The sequence below is a fragment of the Variovorax sp. 10N420 genome (assembly GCF_056394705.1).
The window spans coordinates 614,015-630,939 of sequence record NZ_JBFTIJ010000002.1; the positions used below are offsets into that span (position 1 = coordinate 614,015).

The 16,925-nt window shown below is 61.0% G+C and carries 13 protein-coding genes; 12 read left to right on the forward strand and 1 reads right to left on the reverse strand.

All coding sequences use genetic code 11. The features are described from left to right. The first annotated feature begins 272 nt into the window (after window positions 1–272). From AC1DEK_RS07345 to AC1DEK_RS07390, 10 genes are all read left to right on the forward strand, one after another. Window positions 273–1,127: an alpha/beta fold hydrolase gene (locus AC1DEK_RS07345; RefSeq protein ID WP_478124553.1), complete on the forward strand. Its 855-nt coding sequence runs from the start codon at window positions 273–275 to the stop codon at window positions 1,125–1,127. Window positions 1,128–1,136: 9 nt separating this feature from the next. After that, complete coding sequence (locus tag AC1DEK_RS07350; RefSeq protein ID WP_478124554.1) at window positions 1,137–2,189, forward strand: 2,5-dihydroxypyridine 5,6-dioxygenase NicX family protein; 1,053 nt, start codon at window positions 1,137–1,139, stop codon at window positions 2,187–2,189. A 1,236-nt stretch (window positions 2,190–3,425) separates the two neighbouring features. Beyond that, window positions 3,426–4,589, forward strand: a complete 1,164-nt coding sequence (locus AC1DEK_RS07355) for a thiolase domain-containing protein (protein ID WP_478124706.1) — start codon at window positions 3,426–3,428, stop codon at window positions 4,587–4,589. Window positions 4,590–4,593: 4 nt separating this feature from the next. Continuing rightward, window positions 4,594–5,004 carry a Zn-ribbon domain-containing OB-fold protein gene (locus AC1DEK_RS07360; RefSeq protein WP_478124707.1) on the forward strand — a complete coding sequence of 137 codons (411 nt, stop codon included), beginning with the start codon at window positions 4,594–4,596 and terminating at the stop codon, window positions 5,002–5,004. Next, window positions 5,001–5,873, forward strand: coding sequence for a MaoC family dehydratase (locus AC1DEK_RS07365; RefSeq protein WP_478124555.1), 873 nt, complete (start codon window positions 5,001–5,003; stop codon window positions 5,871–5,873). Before AC1DEK_RS07360 ends, AC1DEK_RS07365 begins: the two co-directional genes overlap by 4 nt. Window positions 5,874–5,887: 14 nt before the next feature. Then, the gene (locus AC1DEK_RS07370) at window positions 5,888–6,805 is read left to right on the forward strand and encodes an SDR family NAD(P)-dependent oxidoreductase (protein ID WP_478124556.1); all 918 of its coding nucleotides are present in this window, start codon (window positions 5,888–5,890) and stop codon (window positions 6,803–6,805) included. Between the two features lie 116 nt (window positions 6,806–6,921). Beyond that, a complete protein-coding gene (locus AC1DEK_RS07375) occupies window positions 6,922–8,118 on the forward strand; it encodes an acyl-CoA dehydrogenase family protein (RefSeq protein ID WP_478124557.1) in 1,197 nt (398 codons plus the stop codon). A gap of 11 nt (window positions 8,119–8,129) precedes the next feature. After that, the gene (locus AC1DEK_RS07380; RefSeq protein WP_478124558.1) at window positions 8,130–9,296 is read left to right on the forward strand and encodes an acyl-CoA dehydrogenase family protein; all 1,167 of its coding nucleotides are present in this window, start codon (window positions 8,130–8,132) and stop codon (window positions 9,294–9,296) included. Between the two features lie 51 nt (window positions 9,297–9,347). Then, window positions 9,348–10,334, forward strand: coding sequence for a Bug family tripartite tricarboxylate transporter substrate binding protein (locus tag AC1DEK_RS07385; RefSeq protein WP_478124559.1), 987 nt, complete (start codon window positions 9,348–9,350; stop codon window positions 10,332–10,334). Between the two features lie 27 nt (window positions 10,335–10,361). After that, entirely contained in the window at window positions 10,362–12,020 is a 1,659-nt protein-coding gene (locus tag AC1DEK_RS07390; protein WP_478124560.1) for a long-chain-fatty-acid--CoA ligase, read from the forward strand. A 478-nt stretch (window positions 12,021–12,498) separates the two neighbouring features. On the opposite strand, the gene AC1DEK_RS07395 is transcribed toward AC1DEK_RS07390, so the two are convergent. Further along, window positions 12,499–13,281: an IclR family transcriptional regulator gene (locus AC1DEK_RS07395; protein ID WP_478124561.1), complete on the reverse strand. Its 783-nt coding sequence runs from the start codon at window positions 13,279–13,281 to the stop codon at window positions 12,499–12,501. Window positions 13,282–13,624: 343 nt separating this feature from the next. Here AC1DEK_RS07395 and AC1DEK_RS07400 point away from each other — a divergent pair, with 343 nt between their 5' ends. Next, window positions 13,625–14,599, forward strand: a complete 975-nt coding sequence (locus AC1DEK_RS07400) for a Bug family tripartite tricarboxylate transporter substrate binding protein (RefSeq protein WP_478124562.1) — start codon at window positions 13,625–13,627, stop codon at window positions 14,597–14,599. A gap of 17 nt (window positions 14,600–14,616) precedes the next feature. Continuing rightward, window positions 14,617–16,917 (forward strand): xanthine dehydrogenase family protein molybdopterin-binding subunit, encoded by a 2,301-nt coding sequence (locus tag AC1DEK_RS07405; RefSeq protein ID WP_478124563.1) that lies wholly within the window; start codon window positions 14,617–14,619, stop codon window positions 16,915–16,917. Window positions 16,918–16,925: the final 8 nt, after the last annotated feature.

Below are 16,925 nucleotides of genomic sequence, written 5' to 3' on the forward strand. Positions count from 1 at the left end.
AGAGTGGTCGTCCCTTCAGGCTGCCGGTGATTCCCGCGCAACCTCTGCAGCCGTGATCCCTTCAAGCGCCAGGCCACCCAACGCCTTGGTCGACGATGCGGCGCAGCCGCTGGGTAAATCCAATACGCGTGTATTTCGTCCTTAGCGGAAGCTGGGCTGCACCCGACGCAGCGAGTTCGCAAGCAAAGCGCAAGTTCGCCGCGGCTTGGAGTCTCTGTCGCGCGCACCTTGCTGTTTGTTTTGCTTGACGGAATAAGATTCCTTAGGGCAGAATGAACCTCCGCTTTTCCGGGGCTGCGAGCAATGGAGAAAACTTGAACTTTGGAAGAGGAACAAACGTCCGTGCCAATGGCATACGGCAGCACTACCTGCATTTCCCGGGTGTTGGTCCCCGCGTGCTCATCGTGCCCGGCATCGTGAGCCCTGCAATCCTCTGGAGTCACGTCGGCAGATGGCTCATGAGCCGCCATGACTGTTTCGTGCTGGATGTCCGAGGTCGTGGACTGTCCGAGGCCGGACCGCATCTCGACTACGGACTGACCACGTGCGCGCATGACGTTGCAGCTTTTATTCGCCAGACAGAGTTGGGGCCTACGATCCTGATTGGGCATTCGATGGGCGCTCGGATAGCGCTGCGGGTATCGGTACAAGATCGAGAACTCGTGCATGGCCTTGTGCTCGTGGACCCGCCCACCAGCGGGCCCGGTCGAAGAAGCTACCCTGTTCCCATCGCCCGGACCCTTGGTCTATTACACGCAGCCCAACGCGGGGAAGCGGCCGAGGCGTTGCGCAGGAGCACTGCCGCTCCGTGGCCAGAGGATCTACAAAGTTTGCGCGCGGAATGGCTGTCGACTTGCGATGAGCGAGCGGTCTATGCAGCCTACGAGGACTTCCACTCTCAGGACATGTTTGCAGACCTTGCAGCGAGTGCATGCCCAGTCTCCTTGATATGCGCAGGCGAGGGCGGCGTGGTTTCTGATGCGGACATTGAGGAGATGCGTCATCTGCGCCCTGATCTAGAGGCGCTCCGTCTAGCAGGCGCGGGACATCAGCTGCAAGCAGAGGACTTTGCTGGATTCAGCGACCTGCTGAGTACCGCGCTGCGCCGCCAATATCAATCGGATTAGGAGAAGCAATTGAAACTTGATGTCGAAATGCTCGATCTGTTCACTCGCGAGCTGGAGCTCTGTCGAGTGAAGCAGGGAGAGAGCGTCGTGGTACTCACTGCCGATGACGAATGGCAGGAGCACGCTCATGCTTTCATGGCGGCCGCTGCCCACCTTGGGGCCACCACGTTCAACATGAACCTGCGCCGCGGTCGGCAAAACGCGGTCGGTGTGCAAGGACGGCACCCTTTGGTGGGCAATGCGCTCGCAATGACCACGCTGAAATCCGCGAGCATGGTCATCGATATGGTCGGCCTGCTGTTCTCGCGTGAGCAGGCAGAGATCCAAGCCGCGGGTGTACGCATCTTGCGGGTGATGGAACCCTTCCATGTGTTGAAGCAGATGTTCCCCACCGAGGATCTTCGGCGCCGCGTTGAGTACGCGAAGGGATTGTTGGAGTCGGCAAAGCAACTGCGCTTCACTTCGGATGCCGGGACCGACATCGTCTACAAGCTCGGCCAGTATCCGGTCATCTCGGAGTACGGATTCACTGCCGAGGCCGGGCGCTGGGACCATTTCCCATCGGGTTTCTCCTTCACTCAAGGCAACGACGGCGGTGTCGATGGTGTGGTCGTGATGCAGCCCGGTGACATCCTTTGCGCCTTTAAACAGTATGTCCAGTCGCCAGTGGTGCTGCGTGTCGAGAAGGGCTATGTGGTCGAAATAATCGGCGAGGGACTAGATGCCGAGCTCATTCGCAGTTATATCGACAGCTTCTGCGATCCTCGGGCCTACGCCATTTCTCACATCGGTTGGGGTCTCAATGAAAAAGCCCGCTGGTATCAATTTTCGGTGACGCGCCAACTCACGAGCGAGCATGTCATGAATGCGCTGTCCTTCTACGGCAACGTGCTCTTCTCGCTCGGGCCGAACCTGGAGCTCGGCGGTACGAACGACACTGCGTGCCACCTGGACCTGCCAATGCGTAACTGCAACCTCTGGCTGGATGATGTGCAGATTCTGAAGAACGGTGATGTTATTCACCCGGCAATGCGCGTCGACATCGCGTCCTCGGATGCGTGAGCGGCGCAACCTGCAGCGCATTCCATCGCATCCGAAGGAATGGCGCCCACGTTCCCCATGAGATGCCCGTTGCGTCCGCGAAAGAAATGGTCCAGAGCAAGGTGAGTCGAGCTGCTTGCGGGACCTCGGCCATCGTCGATTCAGCCGGTCGATCGCTGAGGGGGTGCGTGCTCGACACTTGACTCTGGGCGAACGTTCGGACGGTAGGCACGCGGGAACATCGTCGGGCCTGTCGGCCACGTCCTGGTCAATGCGCCTGGGCTTCTTGCCGTACGCGCAGGTGATCGACTCGGTTCGGTGGTGGACATCGGCGCGCTGCAGGCGCGCCGGCGGCAGGGTGCGGCCGTTGCTGCGTGTTCCGCGGCGTCGGGCTGGTGGGGAGAGAAGCGGCCCAGCTCGGCTTCGATGGCCTCCGTTTGGAGTCCAGCATGTTCTCCAAAATGACCTGCCTGTTCTGGATCGCACTTCTCGCTGTGCTTGCGAAAGCGCAAGCGAAGCACTCGGGTTGTGCGAGCTCTCAGCGAAGCCATCGATGAGCCACAGGCTCACTTTGTGACTGCTCTGCATCGAGGCCCTTCAGTCGTCGGCATTCACCACGAGACGCAGAGAGTCGCGCGGTCGCGCGAGGGACATGAGCTTGCGGTGCAATTGCAGGCCCGTGGGAGTTCGCACGGCCGTGATCACCTCCTCTACGCCCCGAGCACCGGAGCGTCGAGCTGTTCCCCCACATCACCGCCATCCGTAATCCGGGCACGCGTAAGCCGCAACGTGCAGACGCTGGTGCAGACGAGGCGCGGGCACAGCCAGATGGGGATGCCGCAGTGCCCAGCTCCTCGGCGGTCGAAGGGAGCCCTTCCAAAGCTCGCGCACTGCTCATTTCAATCGCCATTGAAGGATGGAAGGAACTGCGGCAAGGCTGGCTCCACGGCGGGAAAGGACCGACCGATTTGCGCCGCCGGGCTCTGGCCCGCCTGGATTGGAGTGGCATGGCGGCTGGACCGCGAAGAGGGGATTTCGCTCTGGTAGACGGCGGTTGCGCAGGCTGTGGGTCGCGCTCGATGCAGAGCGGTCGTCGGAGCCGCGGCGTTAGGAAATTGATCAGGGCTATTGCGCTTTCCGAAATTCCGCCCCAAAATCGTTCCTGTACGCACAACACCGTTCTGTCTGAGGGAATTAACAAATGAAACGCAGATGCTGCCAGCGCGAACTTCGACGCCCAACGGAAAGCGCGTCTTCATGACCATGAAGGGAAAAGCCTGCATTGCGGGCGCGTTCGAACATCCACTGCGCAAAGCCGAGCATCACTCGGTTGCCCAGTTGCACGCGGAGTGCGCTCGCGGAGCACTCGCCGACGCGGGGCTTTCGATCAAGGACGTCGACGCCTACTTTTGCGCCGGTGATGCTCCAGGGTTGGGACCTCTGTCCATGCTGGACTACATGGGGCTGGACGTGAAGCATCTGGACACGACGGAGACCGGAGGCTCCTCGTATCTCATCCACGTCGCGCACGCGGCCCAGGCCATTGCGGCGGGCAAGTGCAATGTCGCGCTGATCACGCTGGCCGGCAAGCCGCGCACTGATCCGTCGACGGCGAAGCCGCGCGAATACGGTGCTACATCGCCAGATGTGGCGTTCGAGCAGCCCTTCGGCATGAACACGCTCACCGGCTACGCCCTTGCTGCGCGCCGCCACATGCATGTCTACGGCACGACGCCAGAGCAGTTGGCCTGGATCAAAGTCGCGGCTGCCACGCACGCTCAGCACAATCCGAACGCGATGCTTCGCCAGCTCGTCACCGTCGAGGACGTGGTCAACTCACCCCTCGTCGCAGACCCGCTTCATCGTCTCGATTGCTGTGTTGTGAGTGATGGCGGCGGCGCGCTCGTGGTCACTCGGCCAGAGATTGCGAGAAGTCTCAAGCGCCCAGTGGTCACTGTGCTGGGCGCGGGAGAGTCTGTGCGCGGTGTCTATGGCGGCTGGGAGGACCTGCTGGTTACGGGGGCGGCGCATTCGGGTTCGCAAGCCTTTGCTGAAGCGGGCGTCAAACCGGCCGATATCCAGTACGCCTCCATCTACGACAGCTTCACGATCACAGTTTTGCTCCAGCTGGAAGATCTTGGGTTCTGCCGCAAGGGTGAGGGCGGCCGTTTCGTGCAGGACGGCGGTCTCATCTCCGGCGTCGGCAGGCTGCCCTTCAACACAGATGGCGGCGGCCTGTGCAACAACCATCCTGCCAACCGCGGCGGCATCACCAAGGTGATCGAAGCCGTGCGCCAGTTGCGTGGCGAGGCGCATCCAAAGGTCCAAGTTCCCAATTGCGAGATCGCTCTCGCCCAAGGCACTGGCGGCAATTTGGGGGCGCGTCATGGAAGCGCCACGCTCATTCTCGGACGGAGTTAACCAGATGTTTCTTTCAGACGACCGCGAATGGCCCGCTCCCGCTACGAATCCAGAAAACGAGGCGTTCTTCGCCGCGGCCGCACAAGGGCGTTTGCTATTCGGCCAGTGCCGAGACTGCGGAAAGCGCCACTACTACCCCCGCCGTAGTTGCCCACATTGCTTCTCGGCCCAAGTCGACTGGGTCGACGCGAGCGGCCGCGGGCGCATCTACTCCTACACAGTGAGCGGAGCAGCCTCCGACCGGCAGGTTCTCGCTTTCATCCAGCTGGAAGAGGGCGTACGCATGTTGTCCAACATTGTGGACGCGGCGCCTGCAGCACTGGCCGTTGGCGAGGCCGTGCGAGTCGCATTTGGTCGCGCAGGGAGTGTCAGAGTGCCTGTCTTCGTGCTGGATGATGCGGGAGCGAAAGCGTGAACGTCGAAGCCGTGATGGCCTGGAGCCGAACAGTCATTCACGACTACTCCTTGCGCGAGTCGGCGCTCTATGCTTTGGCAATTGGTGCAGTATCCGACCCGCTCGATAGGTACCAGTTGCGACTGGTGGACGAGGCCGACCAGGTGGTTGTGCCGTCCATTGCGGCCGTAATTGCGTCGCCCGGCTTCTGGGCTCGTGACGAAAGGTCGATGGAGATTGATGCCGCGCGCCTGGTCCACGGGGAGCAGCGAATCGCGCTGGAGCGTGCGTTGCCTCCGCACGGCCGTGTCGTCGGCGTGTCTCGCGTCTGCCGCATCGTCGACAAGGGCGAAGGAAAAGGCGCGCTGATCACCGTGCGCAAGACCTTGCAGTCCGAGCAGGGAGAGCGCTATGGGCAGGCGTGGCAGCTTTTCTTTTGCCGAGGCGACGGGGGCTTCTCGGCAAGCGGGGCGGCCGACCTGATTCTTGACGATGAGCCCTTGCCCCCGCTCGCTGCAGCTCCAGCACGGGAGGCCGATCAGCGCGTGCGGTACTCGGTACGGAAAGAAGCAGCATTGCTCTATCGTCTCTGTGGAGACGCCAACCGGCTTCATATTGATTTGGAAGTTGCGCGCCGCGCTGGCTTCCCCCGGCCGATTCTTCACGGCCTGGCTACCTATGGCTTGGCGGCCGTTGCAGTCATTCGGGCCTTCGCTTCAGGCGACGCGCAAAAGTTGCACGGCTTGGATGCCCGTTTTTCCGCGCCGCTCTACCCAGGCGAGGAAGTCGAGTTCCGGATGTGGGACGAAGGCACACATGTAGCGCTTGAGGGCCATGTCGCCGCGCGCGACGCTGTCGTGATCAGCCACGCCCGAGCGCGTTTTCAATAAATGAAAGTGAAGCAATGAGCAAATTCATGGATGGCAAGGTTGCCGTGGTCACGGGCGCGGGCGGCGGCATCGGGCGAGACATCGCACTGCAGTTGGCACAGGCCGGCGCTCGAGTCGTGGTCAACGACATCGGCGCATCGCTCAGTGGCGAGGGCGGCGATCCGGGGCCGGCAGGCGGGGTGGTCGCAGAAATCCAAGCAGCCGGGGGGGAGGCCAGCGCCAACACAGATTCCATCGCCATGCAGGACGGAGCTCGCCGGCTGATCCAGCAAGCGGTCGACACTTTCGGTCGGATAGATTGCGTGATCAACAATGCGGGAATCCTGCGCGATCGCTTCTTCCACAAAATGAGCGAACAAGAGTGGGACGCGGTAGTGAAGGTGCATCTCTACGGCTCTTTCTACACAAGCAGTGCTGCGGCCGCATTCTTCAAGGAGCAGGGGAGCGGGTCCTTTGTCCACATGACCTCCACCTCGGGACTCGTCGGCAACCGGGCGCAGGCCAACTACGCGGCCGCCAAATTGGGCATCGTGGGTCTCTCGCGCTCCATTGCCCTCGACATGCAGCGATCCGGGGTCCGCTCCAACTGCATTGCTCCGTTTGCTTGGGGGCGCATGGTGGCATCTGTTCCGATCACGACCGAAGCCCAGCGGCTTGCTGCCGAGCGCAAGCAGCAGTTGATGACGCCAGCCAAGGTCGCACCCTTGGCCGTGTTCCTCGCGAGTGATCTGGGTGCAGATGTCAATGGCCAGGTTTTCGCTGTGCGCGCGAATGAAATCATGCTCATGAGCCAGCCGCGCCCGGCCAAATCTGTACATCAGTCGGATGGTTGGACGCCCGAGAGCATCGCCGAACACGCACTGCCCGCCATGCGCCACGCTTTGACGCCCCTCGAGGAAACAGCGGACGTCTTCAACTGGCCGCCCATCTAACGCAAAGTCCTCGCACCCACTCAGACCGCTCGCAGCGGCCGGCAGTGCCGCTGCGCCGCAGAAGCGTGAGCGATCGCGACGGTTCCTCACTTTGAATCAACGCATAAGGAGCAAATGTGGATCTGAACTACAGCGCGGGGGACCTGGAGTTCCGCGACACCGTGGTCGCTTGGTTGCAGGAGAGCGTGCCCGAAGACCTGCGGGCCAAGGTGCTCCACCACAAGCGGTTGAACCGCGAAGACTTCGTACGCTGGCACAAGATCCTGGCCGCGCAGGGATGGGTTGGGACCAACTGGCCGGTCGAGTACGGGGGAACAGGCTGGTCCGCAGTCCAGCGTCATATCTGGGAAGAAGCGTGTGCCGCCGCGGGCGCACCAATCGTCATGCCCTTCGGCGTCAACATGGTGGCACCCGTCATCATGGCCTTCGCCAACGAGGCGCAGAAGCGCCACTACCTGCCGCGCATCCTGAACTGCGACGACTGGTGGTGTCAGGGCTATTCGGAGCCCGGCGCAGGCTCCGACCTGGCTGCGCTGAAGATGCGCGCAGATCGGGTCGGCGATCACTACATCCTGAACGGTCAGAAAACCTGGACGACGTGGGCGCAACACGCCAACATGATCTTCTGCCTGGTGCGCACCGATGCAAAGGCGCGGAAGCAAGAAGGCATCTCCTTCCTGCTGATCGACATGAAAACACCGGGCATCACTGTGCGGCCCATCATCATGCTCGACGAAGAGCATGAGGTGAACGAAGTGTTCTTCGACAACGTCGCGGTTCCGGTTGCGAACCTGATCGGCGAGGAGAACCGGGGCTGGACCTACGCGAAGTATCTGCTGGGTCACGAGCGCACAAACATCGCGGCCGTCGGGCGCTCCAAGAGAGAAATGCGTCTGCTCAAGCGACTGGCGCAGAAGCAGCACAAGAACGATAAGCCGTTACTGAGCGACCCCGTGTTTGCCGCAAAGGTGGCGTCCCTTGAGATCGAGTTGATGGCACTTGAGATGCTGGTGCAGACAACAATCTCCCGGGAAAGCCACGGCAGATCACCAGGCCCCGAAGCATCGATGCTGAAGATCAAAGGAAGCGAGATTCAGCTGGCAATCACCGAGCTGATGCTGGAAGCCGTTGGCCCCTATGGTGCTCCCTTCGATCCCGCGTTCCTCATTGGCGACCGCGCGCACAGCGTGACGCAGAACGACGACGCAGCGCCTTTGGCGTCGCTGTATCTCAATTACCGAAAGATCGCGATCTACGGCGGATCCAACGAAATCCAGAAAAACGTCATCGCCAAGCTCGTACTGGGCCTGTAAGGGATCGAATCATGAACTTCAATTACACACAGGAACAGCAACAGTTCGCCGACAGTTTGCGCCGCTGGATCGAAAAGGACTACAGCTTCGAGCAACGAAAGGCCATCATTCACTCAGAGACTGGTGTCTCGGAGAAGGCGTGGACCGCCCTGGCCGAACTTGGAGTGACGGCGCTGGCGTTGCCCGAGTCTCTTGGCGGGCTCGACGGCAGCGTGTTGGACATGTTCATTGTGATGGAGCAGCTAGGGCGCGGTCTGCTGGTCGAGCCCTGCTTTTCATCGGCGATGGGCGCCGAGTTTCTCAAGCTCTCCGGTCGCCACACCGCGCTGATGGAGGAGGTCGCTGCAGGTCGCATCAAGCTGGCCTGTGCGCTGGGGGAGCGGCAATCCCGGCACGACCTGTTCGACGTCGCGACGACGGGGAGAGTGATCGACGGTGGCCATCTGCTTGACGGCACCAAGACGGTCGTGATGCATGGCGGGCAGGCGGAACATCTCATCGTATCCGCCCGTAGTTCTGGGGGCCGCCGGGAGACGGGAGGCATATCCCTCTTCTTGCTACCTGCTAATGCGCCAGGTGTCGTTGTGCGCGACTACCGGACGATCGATGGCCTGCGCGCGGCCGACGTCGAACTGAATGATGTTCGGTTGCCCATATCGTCTCTATTGTGTTCCGAAGGTCGCGGCTGGGATCTCCTTGAGGCGGCGACGGACTACGGCATCGTGTTGCTCTGCGGTGAAGCCGTCGGCGCTATGGATGCCCTGAACGCCGCGACATTGGCCTATCTGAAGGAGCGCCAGCAGTTCGGTGTACCGATCGGCAGCTTCCAAAGCTTGCAGCATCGGATGGTCGACATGGCGATCCACCTTGCTCAGGCGCGCGCCATCTCCACGCTTGCGGCGGCCAAGCTCTCCGCGGGGGTAGGTCCGCAGGAGCGTCGGCGGATCACGTCGGCGGCCAAGGCTCGCGCAGGCCAAGCCATGAGGTTCATCGCGCAACAAGCCGTGCAATTGCATGGTGGGATGGGGCTCACTGACGAGTTCCCTGTCTCCCACTATGTGAAGCGGCTCACTGTGATTGAGCTGATGCTCGGCGACACCGATCACCACCTGGCCCGGTTCGCCGCGCAGCCTGAATTCCTCGACGAAAACGCTCTGCCCTCGCCATCACCGGGTTGAACTTCTCTGCCCACTGGTTTCCTTGTCAGATGCATCAATGGAGTCATCATCATGAAGTGTCGCGTTCAGTTCTTCTCAACGTGCCGGAATTTCCTGCTTGCCGCCGCCGTGGCGTCGGCAGGCACGCTGGCCGCCGCCCAGACCGCCTTCCCCAGCAGGCCGATCAAATTGATCGTGCCTACCAATCCGGGAGGAAGCATTGACACTGTCGCGCGGATTCTCGGTGAAGAGCTTTCCAAGGAGTTGAAGCAGCCGGTCATCGTCGAAAACAAGACCGGTGCGAGCGGAATGATTGCGGCTTCAGCGGTCTCGCATTCGGCACATGATGGATACACCTTGCTCGTCACGCACACTGGCGTTCTGCAGGCTGATCTGTTGCGCAAAAATTCTTCTTACCGACTCAGCGATCTTGCTCCAGTGGCGGAGGTGTCGAACACGCCGGTGGCTTTCGGCGTGAACAGCAGCGTCCCTGCTACCGATCTGAAGTCATTTATTGCGCTGGCGAAGGCGCAGCCCGGAAAGTTGAGCTATGGCTCATACGGAAAGGGCACCTCGGCGCATATTTGGGCAGAGCAGTTTAGCCAGCAAGCGGACATCCAGTTGGTCCACGTCCCCTATGCTGGGGAGGTCCCCGCCCTGCAGGACGTCCTGTCTGGCAACCTGACCTCGGGATGGGGTGCCGTGGGTACCTACAAGCAGTACGCGGATGCCAACAAGATCCGCATTCTTGCGATAGCAAACCCGGTGCGTTCAGTGCTGATGCCAAACGTTCCCACGTTCATCGAGGCAGGTTTCCCCGAGATGAATGCGAGCGGATGGTGCGGAGTCTTTGCCCCTGCCGGCACGCCCAAGGCGATCGTTGCGCAACTGTCCCAGCTCATCGTCAAGATCGTGCAACGTCCCGAGATCTCGGCGCGCATATTGCCCACTGGGCAAGAGCCAACCGGCACCGATGATGATGCCTTCGGCAAACGAGTAAATCGCGATCGGCAGGCCTGGGCGAAGGCGATCTCCGCATTCAACATCACGCTCGACTGAATGTTATTGATGGACTGAACTAGAACGATGAAATCGCAGCAAATCCGTAACTGGCCTCAACACCTTCCGCACCAGCTGACGACGCCGGCCACCACTCTTTACTTCAACCTGTTCGTGTCGGCAGTCCGTTTTCCTGAAAAGGCTGTCCTGATAGATGCGCGTGGTTCCCTCACCTACTGTGAGCTACTCGATCAGGTGGATCGGATGGCCGGGTTCCTGGAGCGGGGTCTGAAAGTCCAAGGAGCGGACCGCGTCATGTTGTATATGCAGAACTGCCGGGAGTTTGTCATCGCGTACTACGCAATCCTGCGGGTTGGTGCCGTGGTGGTACCTGTTAACCCGATGAACAAGCGTGGGGAGCTAGGGCACTACCGAGCAGACAGCCAAGCGCTTGTCGCGTTCTGTGGCAGCGAAGACCTGGACGAACTCTTGGCCATGGATGGGGCCACGGAGCTTGCGGCAGTCGTCGTCGCAAACGGGCGACCTCTGGCGGGTAGCCCTATGGAACGGGTGTCCGCACGTTCGGTTCCATCGGTCCACGACTTCGAATCGGCCATGGCGGCCGGGCATACGACCGCAAGCCCTGCTGCGCAGGACTTCGAGCAGGTGGCGGTGATTCTCTACAGCTCGGGAACCACTGGCAGTCCCAAGGGTTGCATGCATACGCACCGCTCGATGATGGCAAGCACCAATTCGGTGGCCCACTGGATGGGGATGCAATCGGAAACTGTCGTGCTGGCGGCGCTCCCTTTCTTCCACATCACCGGGATGCAGAACATGATGAACACCCCGATCTATGTTGGGGGGACGCTGGTCCTGCTCCAGCGATGGGATCGGGATGCCGCGGCTGAACTGATTGCCCGCTGCAAGGTGACGCACTGGAACATGATGCCGACCATGTTGATTGACTTCTTGGCCAGCCCTCACCTGGACAGTTATGACCTGCGATCGCTGCGGCGCTTGGGGGGCGGAGGCGCAGGGATGCCTGAAGCGGTGGGCGAGCGCATCAAGGCGTTGATCGGACTCGACTTTCTTGAAGGCTATGGATTGTCCGAGGGCATGCCTTTCACGGGCAACCCTGCCGTGCATTTCAAGCGGCGGTGTTTGGGCGTCCCGCTGTTCAATACCGATGTGCGGATCGTGGATCCCGAGAATCTGCGGGAGTTGCCACAAGGCGAGGTAGGCGAAATCGTTGTCTCCAGCGACAAGACGTTCAAAGGTTACTGGAACAACGAAACCGCTACCCGCGATGCATTTATCGACTTGGACGAAAGAAAGTTCTTTCGTACCGGAGATCTGGGCTACATGGACCAGGACGGCTACTTCTTCATGGTGGATCGGCTCAAGCGCATGGTCAATGCGGCCGGCTACAAGGTGTGGCCTACAGAAATCGAGGCACTCTTGCATGAGCATCCGGACGTGAGAGAAGCATGCGTGATCGCCGCCAGCGACCCTTATCGCGGAGAGACGGTGAAAGCTGTGATCGTGCTGCATGAGGCTGCGAGAGGACGCGTATCTGCTGCAGATGTCATTGAATGGTCCAAAGCAAAAATGGCTGCCTACAAATATCCTCGGTTGGTGGAGTTTGTTGAGGAGCTTCCGAGACTAGCCACAGGCAAGATCGCATGGCGGCAGTTGCAGGAAGCTGAACGAGCCAAAGACCGCGCGATCTCAGAAGCGCCGTAAGCAGCTCCCTGTCTCGCACTGGCCAGCCGCGTCCACCGACCAGGACGTGGGGATCGACTTCGGTAGTCGGCTGGTCCTCGCATAGTCGATGGGGCTTGGCCGGGCACGGCACGGGGGCGCGTCGGGAAGCATCGGAGATATCCACCGAATAGCCGCTGACCTCGACCCCTGGAATCTCCCGCCAAAGAAGCTCAAGCCAATTGCATCCAGTGTCGAAGGCACGATCTGGCATGCATGAAAGCCGGCCGGCATCGGCCATGATTCATGGATGGCGCCGCGGTCTGTGCGTAGTCGCGAACAATACGAACGACAACGCGGGCCACCTTGGCCGAGACAAACAGGCTCTCGACCTTTCTATGGCAGAACTTCGTACGCGGTCCGCCTCTACAGAGGCGCATGGCTTCGGCAACGGTGTGTTGTCGCTGCTCCTCTTGCGAAGCCACGCCATGGAGCACGCGATGCGAGCTGACGGGCGATGCTAGGTCGCTCTCGCGGATGCCGACGATGGAACCGTTGAAGCGAAGTCGGAATTTGCAGATGCGGTTTCGAACACTGCAGTGTCGCCACCGAGGCGCCGGGTCAAATCGGAGGCAGCCTTGAGCACCGCCAGCGACATGCCAGGTATGAACTCTGAGGAGAAACGTGCCGACGGGCCAGAAATAGCCAGGGCGCCGCGCAGACTGCCCATGGGACCGAAGACCGGCGCGGCAATCGCGCCAATGTCCGGCTCTCGCTCGCCAATGGTCACGATGAGCGGCTGCTCGGGGAAATTTGCCGGAGGAGTCAGTGCGCGGTCGAAGCTGTGCAGCACTCTGCCGGCGGCACCTTTATCCAAGGGCAGAAGGTCACCGGTGCGGATGTGATCGCGTACCGATTTCGGCGAGTCAACTCGAAACAGGCACACCCTCAGATTGTCCTCACGAGTGAAGAAGGAAGCGCCTTCGCCTGTTTCCTGAACCAATCGTCTCAGGATAGCGGGCACGTGGTCGTCGAGCCGCAGGGCCGCTTGATAGAGTCCCCCCCAATGCAGAAGCATCGAGCCCAATTGATAGGTGCCGTCATCGAGGCGAACGATGCAATGCTCGCGGATCAGCGAGGTCATTGTTCGCAGGATGGTGCTTTTGTACATCCCAGTGCGCTGCGCTAGCTCACTCAGGTTGAGCGAAGTGTCGCCTGCGCGGAAAGCACGGAGGATCGCGAAAGCTCTTTCGACGGCGGCAACGCCTCCGACCTTTTGCTCGTCTTCTCTCTCAGCTTTCATCAGTTGCTCCGTCCAATTGAGGTTTCTTCGACATCACGGATCTATGTAAGCCAATCCGATGAACAAGTGGCCTAGGCCACCTCTGCTGGCTCCACAAACGAGTGGGGCGGTGCAGCGCTATCTGGCGGCGGGCCGTCGTTCGCTTCTGAGGGTCGCTGAACATGCGTGCAAAAAGGCAAGGCGAACGAATTGCCAGGCTCCCACATTACAAATGCCGCTCAAATTCCGCTTGACATCATAGCGTGGCGCAGAACAGAATTAGATTCCCTAGGGCGATATCGTATTCTGCTGTACGCAACGGAAGAGACGCCCGCTCGCGAGACCCATTTGTAGGAGTTTCTTTATGTTCACGACGAAAAAGGTACTTGCGGCGTGCTGCGGGGTCGCACTGGCTGTGCTTGCGATCTCTGTACAAGCGCAGACCTACCCCAGCAAAGCCATCACGATCGTTGCGCCGTACCCGCCGGGCGGTGCAACCGATCTCTATGCCCGCTCGGTGGCGAACGGACTCGCCGAGTTTGGGCAGCCCACCATCGTCGACAACAGGGCTGGCGCCTCTGGACTCATTGGCGCCGAATACGTCTCACGGCAGCCGGCGGACGGCCAAACGCTGCTCATCGGCGCGTCGTCGATGTTCTCCATCCTGCCGCAGCTCTTGCCGCGCATGAAGGAAGTCGCCAGCCATGTCGAGCCGGTCTCTATGCTGGGATTCAATCCCTCCTATGTTGTCGTGCCGGCCTCGCTGCCGGTGAACACCATTCAGGAACTCATTGCCTACCTCAAGGCAAAACCGGGCGAGTACGCCTACGGTTCGGCTGGCAAGGGGACGTCCCAGCATGTGTTCATGGAACTCTTCAAGCAGCGCGCCGGCGTCGATCTGCTGCCGGTTCAGTACAAGGGCAGCAGTCCTATGGTGGTGGACCTCATCGCTGGCCGGGTCGTGATGGCGATCGAACAAGGCCCGGCGGTGCTGTCGCAAATCAAGGCTGGCAGGCTTAAGGCGCTGGCAGTGACGACGGCCAAGCGTGCGCAGGCAATGCCCAATATCCCGACCCTCTCGGAGACCGTGCTCCCCGGCTTCGAGGCCGTGACGTGGTTCGCTCTCTATGCGCCCTCCGGAGTTCCAAAGAGCGTCATCGCCAAGATGGTTCCGCAAATCGCCAAGACCATGAACTCCGCAGAGGTGAAGGAACGGATGTACGCGGTCGGTGTAGAGCCCACGTCCAGCTCGCCCGAGGATGTCGCGAAGCGGCAAGCGGCAGAAACCAAGACCTGGGCTGCTGTGATCTCCCAGTCGCACATCACCCTGGACGAGTAACCTCCCTCCTACTCGGTATGCATTCCCATCCGAACCTTCCGCTCCATCAGGAGCCTCGTGCCGACTATCTCCAGAAAGTCACGGGCGCGGCGATCTTCGCCAGCGACGTCGAGGTGCCCGGCATGCTGCAAGGGAAGATCTTGCGCAGCACGGTGCCCCACGCTCGCATCCGCAGCATCGACACGAGCGCTGCGCTGGCCATGCCGGGTGTGGTTGCCGTCCTTACCGGGGCCGACATGAGAAACCTCCCCGGGAGTGCCAACCGGTGGGGACTCTACCTGCGCGATCGCGAGGTGATTGCTATAGAAAAAGTGCGGTATGTCGGCGATCCGGTCGCAGCGGTTGCGGCCATCGATGAGGTCACAGCGGAAGAGGCTGTGGATGCCATCGTCGTCGAGTACGAGCCGCTGCCTTTCGTGACAACCGCCCGCGAGGCGATGGCCGAAGGCGCCGAACTTGTCCATGAAGAGATGGACAAGCTGAAGGATTTCTATTTTCGAGGCGAGGCCAGCCCCGTAGAGGGGACAAACATCTTCCAGCACTGGAAGTACACCAGCGGGGATGTGGACCAGGCCTATGCCGCGGCGGCCCGCATCTTCGAAGACACCTTCACCTTTCCGATGGTGTTCCATTTCGCGATGGAGCCTCATGTCAGCATCGCGAATTGGAAGCCGCATGCACTGGAGATCTGGAGTGGCGGTCAAACGCCGACCGCGATCGCCCGGGTGTGCTCGGAGACACTCGGCATTCCTCTGGCATGCGTGCGTGTGCATTCGCCCTACATCGGCGGAGGCTTTGGAGGAAAGGCATCGGTCAAGATCGATCCGCTGGTGGCGGCATTGTCCTGGAAGGCTCGGGCACCCGTGCGCGTTTGCCTGTCCATTTCCGAATCGATGCTGACCTGCCGACGCCTCGATGCCGAAATCACGCTCAAGACCGCAGTCGACGAAACCGGTCGGATCACGGCGAAATCCATCAAGGCCGTGCTGAACGGCGGAGCCTTTGCCGATACTGGGCCAGCGATCGCCATCAAGGCAGCCATTCGTGCCATCGGCCCGTATCACATTCCAAACCTTCGGCTGGAGTCGTACGGCGTCTACACCAACACGGTACCGGGCGCGGCCTTCCGATCCATTGGTGGGCCGCAAGCCGTCTGGGCGACAGAGTCACAGATGGACATCATGGCCGATGCGTTGGGCGTGGATCCCATTGAGTTCCGCATGTTCAACATGGCAGACAAGGGACAGACCATCAAGCCGGATCTGCGACCCCTGGACGTGGACATGCGCAATTCCCTGCGCCAGGCCGTGGGCGCTCTGGAGGCGCTTCCCGAGATGACCGGCGCACAACGTCGCGGCCGGGGTGTTGCGGTAGGCGTGAGCGATCCCGGCATCATGCCCATTGGCGGGGCCACCGTTCGCCTGCGGGCGGACGGCTCAATCAATGTATCGGCCAACTCGGTCGAAATCGGTCAAGGCAATCGAGGCGTGCTGCGGATCGTCGCGCAGAAGATGCTGCGCCAGCCACTGCGCATGATTTCAGTGTCGGAACCGGACACCTTGCTCGCGCCATACGATTGGGGGACCGGCGCCAGCCGATCGACGGTGATCATCGGGCTGGCCGTACAGATGGCCTGCGAAGACATCCTGCGCCAGATTGGCGAGACGGCTGCCACTGTGCTCGGTGGTTTGCCTTCGGACTACCAACTGGAAGAAGGCCGCATCGAAGGGCCCGCCGGGTCGATCTCCATCCTTGAACTGTTGAGCCGCTTCAACGGCATGAGCGCTGGCGAGTTTTTCGGGGTCGGCCGGGTGAACTCGGAGACGAAGAACGGCGCGTTCAAGCTCGCCCCCCTGTTCTGGGAAACCGGTGCCGGCGCATGTGAAATCGAGGTCGACGAGAGCACTGGAGCCGTCCGCATTGTCCGGGTCGGGGGCGCTGCGGACTTGGGCTATGTCATGAATCCCAAGGCCGCAGAGGGCCAGGACGAAGGTGCCATGGTGATGGGCTTGGGTCATACCCTCTTCGAGGAATACATCTACGAGGACGGCCAGGTGGTGAATGGCACCTTGTTCGACTACAGGGTGCCGACCATGGAAGACGTGCCGGTCCATGTTGGAACCGTATTGATCGAAAGCCTTGACGGCCCCGGCCCCTTTGGCGCCCGCGGTGGTGGAGAAGGCGCAATCCTGCCGGTCGCTCCGGCCGTCGCGAATGCACTCTTCCAAGGCTGGGGAGTACGAATCAAGGACCTGCCGTTGACGCCCGAGCGGGTCTGGCGAGCGCTGAAAGCAGTCAAGGCTGCGCAAAACAACTGAAGAGGACA

Coding starts and splice junctions, on each gene's coding strand:
- AC1DEK_RS07355 (WP_478124706.1), top strand. CDS start 3,426: ATGACCATGAAGGGAAAAGCCTGCATTGCGGGCGCGTTCGAACATCCA.
- AC1DEK_RS07405 (WP_478124563.1), top strand. CDS start 14,617: ATGCATTCCCATCCGAACCTTCCGCTCCATCAGGAGCCTCGTGCCGAC.
- AC1DEK_RS07395 (WP_478124561.1), bottom strand. CDS start 13,281: ATGAAAGCTGAGAGAGAAGACGAGCAAAAGGTCGGAGGCGTTGCCGCC.
- AC1DEK_RS07400 (WP_478124562.1), top strand. CDS start 13,625: ATGTTCACGACGAAAAAGGTACTTGCGGCGTGCTGCGGGGTCGCACTG.
- AC1DEK_RS07390 (WP_478124560.1), top strand. CDS start 10,362: ATGAAATCGCAGCAAATCCGTAACTGGCCTCAACACCTTCCGCACCAG.
- AC1DEK_RS07345 (WP_478124553.1), top strand. CDS start 273: ATGAACCTCCGCTTTTCCGGGGCTGCGAGCAATGGAGAAAACTTGAAC.
- AC1DEK_RS07380 (WP_478124558.1), top strand. CDS start 8,130: ATGAACTTCAATTACACACAGGAACAGCAACAGTTCGCCGACAGTTTG.
- AC1DEK_RS07370 (WP_478124556.1), top strand. CDS start 5,888: ATGAGCAAATTCATGGATGGCAAGGTTGCCGTGGTCACGGGCGCGGGC.
- AC1DEK_RS07385 (WP_478124559.1), top strand. CDS start 9,348: ATGAAGTGTCGCGTTCAGTTCTTCTCAACGTGCCGGAATTTCCTGCTT.
- AC1DEK_RS07360 (WP_478124707.1), top strand. CDS start 4,594: ATGTTTCTTTCAGACGACCGCGAATGGCCCGCTCCCGCTACGAATCCA.